The organism is Dietzia sp. SLG310A2-38A2 (assembly GCF_014145095.1).
Lineage (GTDB): Bacteria > Actinomycetota > Actinomycetes > Mycobacteriales > Mycobacteriaceae > Dietzia.
In genome coordinates, this window is sequence record NZ_JAALDX010000276.1 from 1 (window position 1) to 10,679 (window position 10,679).

The following is a 10,679-nucleotide window of genomic DNA, read 5'->3' on the forward strand; positions in this document are numbered from 1 at the left end:
ATCGCGTCGGAGAACTCCGGCCAACCGGTGGCGGCCGCCCAGTCCGGGTCGGCGTACCTCGACAGCGCGGACTGCGCCTGGGCGAGCACGCGCTGGACCACCCCGATGTGGGTCTCGCGCGGGGCCGCGCGGGTGACCACCTCGACGAACCGGCGAGCCGGGAGCCGGGCCTCCCGGGTCATCTCCCACAGCGCGGACCAGCACAGTGTCCGGGCGAGCGAGTCGGTCACGTCCTCGATGGAGCTCAGGACAGTGGCCAGCGAGCGCTCGCCCAGGCGCACCGAGCAGTACGTCAGATCGGCGTCGTTGGGCAGGACCAGGTCGGGAACGGGAAGGCCGGCCATGTCCGGTACGGTCGTGCGCTCGGCGTCCACGTCCAGCTCCGCGAACGCGGTGCGGACCAGCGCGCCTGAGTCGTCACGGCTGTAGAGGCCGACCCCCAGACGGTGGGTGCGCAGCTCCCCGGCACCCGGGGCGGCGGGTCCCTGCACGACGGTCATTTCGGAGATGGTCCCCGGGGAGTCGGCGGCGGTGCCCACCTCCACAGAGATCGGGTTGATGCCGGTCGTCCGCAGCCACTGGTCGGCCCAGTCGGACAGATCACGACCGGAGGACGCCTCGAGAGCGCGCAGGAGGTCGTCAAATTCGGCGTTGCCGAAGGCGTGCTCGGCGAAGTAGGCGCGCAGACCCTCCAGGAACGGCTCGCGTCCCACGTACGCCACCAGTTGCTTGAGCACGGACGCGCCCTTGGCGTAGGTGATCCCGTCGAAGTTGGCCTCGACCGTCTCCAGGTCCGCCATGTCGGCCGCGACCGGATGGGTGGAGGGCAACTGGTCCTGCCGGTACGCCCACGCCTTCTCCACGTTGGCGAACGTGGTCCACGCGTCGGTGTACTGCGTGGCGTCCACCTGAGCCAGGACGGAGGCGAAGGTCGCGAACGACTCGTTGAGCCATAGGTCATCCCACCAGCGCATGGTCACCAGGTCGCCGAACCACATGTGGGCCATCTCGTGCAGCACCGTCTCGTTGCGCCGCTCGTAGCGGTAGCCGGTGACACGGGACCGGAAGACGTAGTCCTCGAGGAACGTCACGGCACCCGCGTTCTCCATGGCACCCGCGTTGAACTCGGGTACGAAGATCTGGTCGTACTTGCCGAACGCGTAGGGCATCCCGAACTCGCGGTGGTAGAAGCCGAAGCCCTCCTTGGTCTCGGCGAACAGGCGATCGGCGTCGAGGTGCTCGGCGAGCGACCTGCGGCACAACAGCCGTAGTGGAATGGTCCCGTGCTCGTCGGTGTAGGTGTCCTCGGCCACGTGGTAGGGGCCGGCGATCAGGGCCACGAGGTACGTCGACAGGATCTCCGTCGGCTCGAACCGGTGTACAACCGAACCGTCGTCGCCCGGGGACTCGCTGGCCAGGGTGTTGGCCACCACGACCCAGGAGGTGGGGGCGGTGACGGTCAGCGTGTAGCGGGCTTTGAGGTCGGGCTGGTCGAAGCACGCGAAGACCCGCTTGGCATCGGCGGTCTGGAACTGCGAGTAGAGGTAGACTTCCCCGTCCACGGGGTCGACCATTCGGTGCAGGCCCTCGCCGGTGGAGGTGTACGCCAGATCGGCGTCCACGACGAGCTCGTTGGTCTCCTGCAGGTCGGGCAGCGTCAGCCCCACCTCGTCGTCATACTCCCCGGTCTCCAGATCCTGTCCGTTCAACGTCACCGACCGGATCCGCGCCGACCTCAGGTCGATGAACGTGTCCGCCCCGGGTCGGGAGCAGGCGAACCGGACGACCGTGCGGGACCGGAACGTCCCGGATCCCGGCCCGCCGGAGCCGTCAGTGAGGTCCAGGTCCACCTCGTAGGTGTCCACGTCGAGCAGCTCCGCCCTGGCGGCGGCGTCGGAACGGGTGAGATTGAGCGAGCGCATCGGGGAGGTCCTCGGTTCCTGGGCGGGGGTGGTGGCCCCAGTCCTACCACCCCGGACGGGGTGGCGGCGTGGGGTCCGGGCAGGGACGATGGGGTCATGACAACTTCTGGTTCCACCACCACCCGTTCCGTCGACTTCTGGTTTGACCCCCTGTGCCCCTTCGCGTGGGTCACCAGCCGCTGGATCCTCGAGGTGGAAAAGGTCCGCGACATCGAGCTGACCTGGAACGTCATGAGCCTGTCCGTCCTCAACGACGGCCGTGACCTGCCCGAGGACTACCTCGAGCTGATGACGCGCGGCTGGGGCCCGGTCCGAGTCGCGATCGCCGCCGCGCAGCGTCACGGCCAGGAGGTCCTGGGCCGGTTTTACACCGAGCTCGGCACCCGCATCCACGACCAGGGACGGGGGATCGAGGACCCCACCGTGATCACCGAGTCGCTCGAGGCCGCCGGACTGGACGCGGGTCTCGCCGCCGCGTCCGCCTCGGATGAGTACGACGACGAGCTGCGCGCCTCGCACCATCGCGGCATGGACCCGGTGGGAGACGAGGTCGGCACCCCGGTCGTGCACGTGGACGGCGTGGCCTTCTTCGGACCCGTCCTCACCCGCATCCCGCGCGGCGAGGACGCGGGCAAGGTCTTCGACGGCGCCGCCCTGCTCGCCGAGTATCCCTACTTCTTCGAGCTCAAGCGCAGCCGCACCGAGGCCCCGCAGTTCGACTGAGTCGATCGCGATGACCCGTGGAACGGCGCCCGGCGCCGGCGGCCCGGAAAGTGTGGCGGACCTCCGTCCACTGCGGGTCGACGACGCCGCGCTCGTCGCCGAGGCGACCCAGTTCAACGTCAACTGGACAGGGGAGGAGCGGGTGACGCCCGCCGACATCGCCTCCGATCCGGCGCTGGCGCACTACACCGCACTCCGACCCGACCGCGGGGACTTCGGCGTGGTAGCCGAACTCGGCGGATGCCCCGTCGGCGTGGTGTGGCTGCTTTTCCTCGACGCCGCGGATCCCGGCTACGGGTACGTGGCCGACGGAGTCCCCGAGCTCAGCGTGTGCGTGTGGCCCGGGTACCGCGGGAGAGGTCTCGGGACGCGGTTGGTCGAGGCGGCGCTCGCGGCCGCGCGGGACCGGGGTCTGGAACGGGTCAGTCTCAGCGTCGAGGCCGGTAATCCGGCCCGGAGGCTGTACGCCGACATGGGCTTCGTCGACGCGGAGGGCGCGACATCGGAGACGATGGTGATTCGGCTACTGAAGTGACTCCACCGCCTTCAGCGGCCCGGGTCCGACGTGGCAGAATCGCCGCCATGCGCATCTACCTGGGAGCGGACCACGCCGGCTTCGAGACCAAGAACGTCATCGCCGAGCACCTGAAGGCCTCAGGCCACGAGGTGGTCGACTGCGGCGCCCACACCTACGACGCGGAGGACGACTACCCGGCCTTCTGCATCGACGCGGCTCGCAAGGTCGTCGCGGACCCGGGCAGCCTCGGGATCGTGCTGGGCGGCTCGGGCAACGGCGAGCAGATCGCGGCCAACAAGGTCCCCGGCGCCCGCTGCGGCCTGGCGTGGAGCGTCGAGACCGCCCGCCTCGCCCGCGAGCACAACAACGCCCAGTTGATCGGTATCGGTGGGCGCATGCACTCGCAGGAGGAGGCGCTGGCGATCGTCGACGCGTTCCTCGACCAGAGCTGGTCGGAGGCCGAGCGCCACCAGCGACGCATCGACATCCTCGCGGAGTATGAGCGCACCCACGAGGCGCCGCCGGTCCCCGGGGCCTGATCAGACGAGTGCCCGAGCGACACCGTGCCTGAGCGACACCGTGCCTGAGGGGCACACCCTCCACCGACTGGCCCGCCTGCACACCGAGTACTTCGCAGGCGGGCCCGTCCGCGTCTCCAGCCCACAGGGGCGGTTCGTGGACCACGTCGTCGTCGACGGTAGGCACTTCGACCACGCCACGGCCGTCGGCAAGCACCTCTTCCACCACTACGAGGGCGGCCTCGCGGTCCACGTCCACCTGGGGCTGTACGGCTTCTTCGACACGTACCTCGTGCCGCAGGGGGAGGAGCCGCCCGCGCCGGTGGGGCAGGTGCGGATGCGAGTCGGGGCGATGCGTCTCGGTGGGGGGTCGGAGGACCGGCCCGCCCACTACGTCGACCTGCGCGGACCCACCAGGTGCGACGTCATCGACGAGGCGGGTGTTGCGGAGGTCCGTGGCCGTCTGGGGCCCGACCCGTTGGACCCCGACGCCGGCGCGGACCGGGCATGGGCACGAATCTCCCGCAGCTCGCGATCGATCGGCGCGCTGTTGATGGATCAGAAGGTGCTGGCAGGTGTGGGCAACGTCTACCGGGCCGAGGTGCTGTTCCGGGCCGGGCTCGACCCGTTCCGGCCGGGCTCCGGCCTCTCGGCCGAGCAGTTCCGCGACGTCTGGGACGACCTCGTCCAGCTCATGGCGGTCGGGGTGGAGACCGGGGGGATCGTGACGATCCGACCGGAGCACGACCACGGTGACGTGCCCAGGCGCGGCGCCGACCGGCCGCGAAACTACGTCTACCAACGCGACGGGTGGGCCTGCCGGGTGTGTGGGGACGGGATCCGCCACGCGGTGATGGAGGCCAGGACGTTGTTCTGGTGCCCGACCTGTCAGGTGGGATGACGACGACAACCTGTCCCGCGGCACCGGCCGACGAGTCCCGCGGCATCTGTGGAGCGGGCGACGGGAATCGAACCCGCGTAGCCTGCTTGGAAGGCAGGGGCTTTACCATTAAGCTACGCCCGCGTCGGCGGCTGACCTGGGGTTTCCCCGTCGTCTCGCTCGCGCTGTGATCACACTACCGGACCGGTGCGGCGCTCCCAACTCCCGGCCCGCCAACTCGGAATCTGTCGTGATGCGGCACTGTCGTACACTGGGCGAGTTGGTTTGGCGGCCCGGCAGGTTTCCCGCGTACGGCGCGGGGTGGTCGGTCGCGCGACTCACCGGGATGTGGCGCAGCTTGGTAGCGCATCCGCTTTGGGAGCGGAGGGTCGCAGGTTCGAATCCTGTCATCCCGACCAGCGGAGCCCGAAACACGAACCCCACACGACTTTCCTAGGAGATCATCACCGTGAAGAGCACTGTCGAGCAGCTGAACCCGACCCGGGTCAAGGTCACGGTGGAGGTGCCGTTCGCTGAGCTCGAGCCGGACTTCACCAAGGCGTACAAGTCGCTCGCCGGCCAGGTCAACATCGCCGGCTTCCGCCCGGGCAAGGCCCCGGCCAAGCTCCTCGAGGCGCGGATCGGTCGCCCGGCGGTCCTGGAGCAGGTCATCAACGACATGATCCCGACCCGCTACGGCCAGGCCGTCGAAGAGCACGACCTCAAGGTCCTCGCGCAGCCGGAGATCGAGGTCACCAAGCTCGAGGACGGCGACGTCGTGGAGTTCACCGCCGAGGTGGACGTGCGCCCGGAGATCACCCTCCCGACCTACTCGGACCTGTCGGTCACCGTCGAGGCTCCCGCCACCGACGACGCCGCGGTGGAGACCGAGCTCGACAACCTCCGCGCCCGCTTCGGCACCCTCAAGGGCGTCGAGCGCGGTGCCGAGAAGGGCGACTTCCTCTCGGTGGACCTGGCCGCCACCGTCGACGGCGAGCCCGTCGACGAGGCCTCGACCGAGGGGCTGTCCTACGAGCTCGGTTCCGGCACGCTCGTCGAGGGACTCGATGACGCCGCCGAGGGCCTCAAGGCCGGCGAGTCCAAGGAGTTCGCCTCCTCCCTCGTCGCGGGCGACCACGCGGGCAAGGAGGCGGTCATCACCGTGACCGTCCAGTCCGTCAAGGAGCGCGAGCTCCCCGACGCCGACGACGAGTTCGCGCAGATGGCCAGCGAGTTCGACACCCTCGACGAGCTCAAGGCCGACCTCACGGAGAAGGTGGCGCAGCAGGCCAAGGCCGGCCTCGCGGGCGAGATCCGCGACAAGGTCCTGGACGCGCTGATCGAGGCCACCGACATCCCGACCCCCGAGTCCCTCGTCGAGTCCGAGGCGCACGCGCAGATGCACCAGCTCATCGACCAGTTCGGTGGGGACCCGGCGATCCTCGACCAGGCGCTGGCCGCCGAGGGCACCGACCGCGAGACCTTCGAGGCCGAGACCCGCGAGGGCGCCGCGCGCGCCATCCGCAGCCAGCTCCTGCTGGACGCCGTGGCCGAGGACGCCTCGACCGAGGTCTCGCAGGAGGAGCTCACGCAGCACATCATGTTCCAGGCCCAGCGCTACGGCATGGACCCGAACCAGTTCGTGCAGCAGATCCAGCAGGCCGGCCAGCTCGGGTCGCTGTTCTCCGATGTGCGGCGCTCCAAGGCCCTGGCCGACGTCATCGTGCAGGCGAACGTCACGGACACCGAGGGCAACACGGTCGACACCACCGAGTTCTTCGGCTCGCGTGAGGAGGAGTCCACCGACTCCGCCGAGGGCGCCGACTCCGCCGACTCCGCCGAGTCCTCCGAGACCGAGACCGCCGACGGCAAGGGCGACGACGCCTGACCGTCACGGCCTGATCAACCCCCGGAGCCGGGGACCGCCCCACGGTGGTCCCCGGCTCCGTCGTTCGCGCCGACGGTGCCCGCGGCGGCGGCAGCGGACGGCGACGCTGAGAGCGAACACCCGCCCCGTCGGGACGGTTCCGTCGTGGGCGTTGGTTACTGTTTGACGTAACGGATACCCGGCCGCCGGACGGCCGGGCACCGCGGGAGCGGTGAGACGATCAGCGAAGGTAGGTACCCCGTGGCCCAGAACGGTTCAGCGGCACAGCCCGGTTCGACGCAGCCCGCCCTCAGCTCGCCCGGATCCCACGGGCTGACGCTCGGCGACTCGGTGTACGAGCGTCTCCTGCAGGAACGCATCATCTTCCTGGGCTCCCAGGTGGATGACGACATCTCCAACCGCCTCTGCGCGCAGATCCTGCTGCTCGCGGCGGAGGACCCCACCCGCGACATCGCCATGTACATCAATTCGCCCGGTGGCTCCGTGACGGCCGGGATGGCGATCTACGACACGATGCAGTTCGTCGAGTGCGACGTGGCGACGTACGGCATGGGCCTGGCGGCCTCGATGGGCCAGTTCCTGCTCACCGCCGGGACCAAGGGCAAGCGTTACGCGCTGCCGCACGCCAGGATCATGATGCACCAGCCCTCGGCCGGCGTCGGTGGCTCGGCCGCCGACATCGCGATCCAGGCCGAGCAGTACGCCGCCACCAAGCGCGAGATGGCCGAGCTCATCGCCCAGCACACGGGCCAGTCGTTCGAGCAGGTCACCGAGGACTCGGACCGTGACCGGTGGTTCACCGCCGAGGCGGCCAAGGAGTACGGCTTCGTCGACCACGTGATCGCGCGCGCCTCCCAGACCGGCGGAACCTCGCCGTCGTGACCATCGAGCCCGTCGCCCACGGGAGCGCTCCCGCAGCCCAGCCCGCCCCGCACACCACCACGGAGTCACCGATGACCTCACTGCCGACCTCGCGCTACATCCTGCCCTCCTTCGTCGAGCACTCGAGCTACGGCGTCAAGGAGTCCAACCCGTACAACAAGCTCTTCGAGGAGCGGATCATCTTCCTGGGCACCCAGGTCGACGACGCCTCGGCGAACGACATCATGGCCCAGCTCCTCGTGCTCGAGGGCCAGGATCCGGACCGCGACATCACCATGTACATCAACTCGCCCGGTGGGTCGTTCACCTCGCTCATGGCGATCTACGACACGATGCAGTACGTGCGTCCCGACATCGTCACGGTGTGCCTGGGGCAGGCGGCCTCGGCCGCCGCGGTCCTGCTCGCGGCGGGCACCAAGGGCAAGCGGGCCGCGTTGCCCAACGCCCGCATCCTCATCCACCAGCCCGCCACCGGCGGGATCCAGGGGCAGGTCTCGGATCTGGAGATCCAGGCCGCGGAGATCGAGCGCATGCGTCGCCTCATGGAGACGACCCTGGCGCTCCACACCGGCCACGAGGCGGACAAGATCCGCAAGGACACCGATCGCGACAAGATCCTGACGGCCGCGGAGGCCAAGGACTACGGGATCATCGACACCGTGTTCGACTACCGCAAGCTGTCGTCGACCAACTGACGTCCGGGCGGCGCGCCGTAGTAGGTAGCGGTGCGCCGTCAGGTCCAATGAACTGATCGCGCGGGGGTCGGATTTGCCGGCCCTCCCGCGTACCGTCGACTACGGGGTGTGAATCCGGGCCCCTGGAATGCGAGGACGTAGAACTCATGGCACGTGTGGGTGAGAGCGGCGACCTGTTGAAGTGTTCCTTCTGTGGGAAAAGCCAGAAGCAGGTCAAGAAGCTGATCGCCGGTCCCGGGGTCTACATCTGTGACGAGTGCATCGAGCTGTGCAACGAGATCATCGAGTCGGAGGTCGAGGACTCGCAGGACTCGGCTCTCGACGAGCTGCCCAAGCCGTCGGAGATCCACGCGTTCCTCGACGAGTACGTGGTGGGACAGGACGCCGCCAAGCGGAACCTCGCGGTGGCCGTCTACAACCACTACAAGCGCATCCGTGTGGGGGCCTCCCTCGGTCGCGGTGACGCCGTCGAGCTGGCCAAGTCCAACATCCTCATGCTGGGTCCGACCGGGTGTGGCAAGACCTATCTCGCCCAGACTCTGGCCAAGATGCTCAACGTCCCGTTCGCCATCGCCGACGCCACCGCGCTCACCGAGGCCGGTTACGTCGGTGAGGACGTGGAGAACATCCTCCTCAAACTCATCCAGGCCGCGGACTACGACACCAAGCGTGCCGAGATGGGCATCATCTACATCGACGAGGTCGACAAGATCGCCCGCAAGGCCGAGAACCCGTCGATCACCCGCGACGTGTCCGGCGAGGGCGTCCAGCAGGCGCTGCTGAAGATCCTCGAGGGCACGCAGGCGTCGGTGCCCCCGCAGGGTGGACGCAAGCACCCGCACCAGGAGTTCATCCAGATCGACACGTCCAACGTGTTGTTCATCGTCGCCGGGGCCTTCCAGGGCCTGGAGAAGATCGTCGGTGACCGCGTGGGTCGCAAGGGGATGGGCTTCGGGGCCGAGGTGGCCAGCAAGAGCTCCCTCGACACCACAGAGAACTTCGCCGAGGTCATGCCCGAGGATCTGGTGAAGTACGGGTTGATCCCCGAGTTCATCGGGCGCCTGCCGGTCGTGGCGACGGTGACGAGTCTGGACCGCGAGGCGTTGGTCAACATCCTCAGCGAGCCCAAGAACGCGCTCGTCAAACAGTACGCCCGGCTGTTCGAGATGGACGGCGTCGAGCTGGAGTTCACCACCGACGCCCTCGAGGCCGTGGCCGATCAGGCGATCCTGAGGGGTACCGGTGCGCGTGGCCTGCGCGCCATCATGGAGGAGGTCCTCCTCCCGGTCATGTACGACATCCCCGGACGCGACGACGTCGCGCGCGTGGTGGTCACCGGCGAGACGGTGCGCCACAACGTCCTCCCGACGATCGTCCCCTTCTCCGATTCCGAGCCCCGGGAGAAGTCGGCCTGATCCGCTCCAGGTCATGCCGGCTGCCAGGCCGTCCCCGATCCGGGGGCGGCCTGAGTCGTGTCAGGCCGTGGTCAGGCACTCCGGCGGCGCTGCGCGACCAGACCCAGCAGAACCGCGAGGACAACCTACAGTTCGACAACGGGGCCTGGTAGTCGGCCAGTCGCACTTGCCGTGCCATGATCTGCCCATGTCAGACGCGGGCACGAACGACTCCACGGACCTAGCGTCAGCGTTCGCTGTGCTGTCCGACTTTCTCGGAACGACAGGCCTTACCGCCCATCTGGCGCAGGTGGAATCCAAGCTCGTGGAGGCTACCGCCACAGAAGCCGGCGCGGTCGCTTCGCAGTCCGGCCTCACCGACGAGCTGCTGGTCGCAGCCCTGTCGGTGCGCGCCAAGGTCGGACGGCTCAACGACGTTATCCACGCCTCTGCTATCGCGGTCACCCTGCCCCACATCCTCGAGCCTGGCGAACAGGTGACAAACCGGCCGTCCCTGGGCGCCGGTAACGACGAGACCAGGCCGTTCGACCTGGAGACCGATCGCAGGATCGCCGAGTTCAAGATCGCCCAATGGAAAGGCGCCGACACCATGCGCAAGCGTGGCGTCTTCAAGGACTTGGTGTACCTTGCCCTGGACGACTCCGGCCGACGGGCACAGCTGTACGTCGTCGGGGAACTACCGGGCCGCTTCCTGACCACGTCGGCGGCAAAGGGTCTATGGGCGCTCGGACGCTCGTCCCCGCACATTCGAGCGCGGTTTACTGAGAGGTTCGACCCGCACTCCACGATGACGGTCGCGGAGTTCACCGCCGGCCCCGCCGCGCATATCGAAGTGATTGACCTCCGCGCACTGGTGCCGGCTCTCGCGTGACGGCGAGCGGCTCGTCAGCCGGTGTCGCGACCTGAGTCGTTGTTGCCTGCTACGGTCGCCCCGCCTTTGGCGCGACACGTCTCGGGACAGTCCCGGGCCAACCGGTCGCGAAGGCAGAGCGGAGGCGGAATGCTCGCCGAGTTCAGTACTCCTGTGGCGAACCGGGTGATCACCCTTTCAGCAGTGCGATTCACGACTGGTCTTGATTGGAAGAAGGTCGACTCCGACGTCCCGGTCATAATGAAGGACAAGGGGGCTACGTGTAGACCGACCCAATACTGGCGGGATTACCCGAGACCGCCCTGGCGGGGGAAGCCTTCATCATGGAGGTGTCACACTTGGCGATAGTGCCCCGTGGGGTGGTGGGA

The 10,679-nt window shown here is 68.5% G+C and carries 10 protein-coding genes and 2 tRNA genes; 10 read left to right on the plus strand and 2 right to left on the minus strand.

Going from position 1 to position 10,679, the window contains the following annotated elements:
* Positions 1-1,922, minus strand: a 1,922-nt coding sequence (gene pepN, locus G6027_RS10070; protein ID WP_182637057.1) for an aminopeptidase N, incomplete at its 3' end; no start/stop codon positions are given.
* Positions 1,923-2,018: 96 nt separating this feature from the next.
* Between pepN and G6027_RS10075 the strand changes: the two genes are divergently transcribed.
* Genes G6027_RS10075 through G6027_RS10090 form a run of 4 tightly spaced genes read left to right on the plus strand, consistent with a single transcriptional unit; the run spans position 2,019 to position 4,581 of the window.
* The gene (locus G6027_RS10075) at positions 2,019-2,645 is read left to right on the plus strand and encodes a DsbA family protein (RefSeq protein WP_182637058.1); all 627 of its coding nucleotides are present in this window, start codon (positions 2,019-2,021) and stop codon (positions 2,643-2,645) included.
* Between the two features lie 10 nt (positions 2,646-2,655).
* On the plus strand, positions 2,656-3,180 hold the full coding sequence (locus tag G6027_RS10080; protein WP_182637059.1) for a GNAT family N-acetyltransferase: 525 nt from the start codon (positions 2,656-2,658) through the stop codon (positions 3,178-3,180).
* Between the two features lie 47 nt (positions 3,181-3,227).
* Positions 3,228-3,701 carry a ribose-5-phosphate isomerase gene (locus G6027_RS10085; protein WP_182637060.1) on the plus strand — a complete coding sequence of 158 codons (474 nt, stop codon included), beginning with the start codon at positions 3,228-3,230 and terminating at the stop codon, positions 3,699-3,701.
* Positions 3,702-3,741: 40 nt separating this feature from the next.
* Positions 3,742-4,581: an Fpg/Nei family DNA glycosylase gene (locus tag G6027_RS10090; protein ID WP_182637061.1), complete on the plus strand. Its 840-nt coding sequence runs from the start codon at positions 3,742-3,744 to the stop codon at positions 4,579-4,581.
* Positions 4,582-4,630: 49 nt separating this feature from the next.
* On the opposite strand, the gene G6027_RS10095 is transcribed toward G6027_RS10090, so the two are convergent.
* A tRNA-Gly gene (locus G6027_RS10095) sits at positions 4,631-4,704 on the minus strand.
* A 198-nt stretch (positions 4,705-4,902) separates the two neighbouring features.
* Between G6027_RS10095 and G6027_RS10100 the strand changes: the two genes are divergently transcribed.
* From G6027_RS10100 to G6027_RS10125, 6 genes are all read left to right on the plus strand, one after another.
* A tRNA-Pro gene (locus G6027_RS10100) sits at positions 4,903-4,979 on the plus strand.
* A 50-nt stretch (positions 4,980-5,029) separates the two neighbouring features.
* A complete protein-coding gene (tig, locus tag G6027_RS10105; RefSeq protein ID WP_182637062.1) occupies positions 5,030-6,448 on the plus strand; it encodes a trigger factor in 1,419 nt (472 codons plus the stop codon).
* Between the two features lie 240 nt (positions 6,449-6,688).
* Entirely contained in the window at positions 6,689-7,330 is a 642-nt protein-coding gene (locus G6027_RS10110) for an ATP-dependent Clp protease proteolytic subunit (protein WP_346995685.1), read from the plus strand.
* A gap of 71 nt (positions 7,331-7,401) precedes the next feature.
* Complete coding sequence (locus tag G6027_RS10115; RefSeq protein WP_179526200.1) at positions 7,402-8,025, plus strand: ATP-dependent Clp protease proteolytic subunit; 624 nt, start codon at positions 7,402-7,404, stop codon at positions 8,023-8,025.
* A 146-nt stretch (positions 8,026-8,171) separates the two neighbouring features.
* Positions 8,172-9,440, plus strand: coding sequence for an ATP-dependent Clp protease ATP-binding subunit ClpX (clpX, locus tag G6027_RS10120; protein ID WP_182637063.1), 1,269 nt, complete (start codon positions 8,172-8,174; stop codon positions 9,438-9,440).
* Between the two features lie 187 nt (positions 9,441-9,627).
* Positions 9,628-10,311 (plus strand): PE-PGRS family protein, encoded by a 684-nt coding sequence (locus G6027_RS10125; RefSeq protein ID WP_182637064.1) that lies wholly within the window; start codon positions 9,628-9,630, stop codon positions 10,309-10,311.
* Positions 10,312-10,679 lie beyond the last annotated feature (368 nt).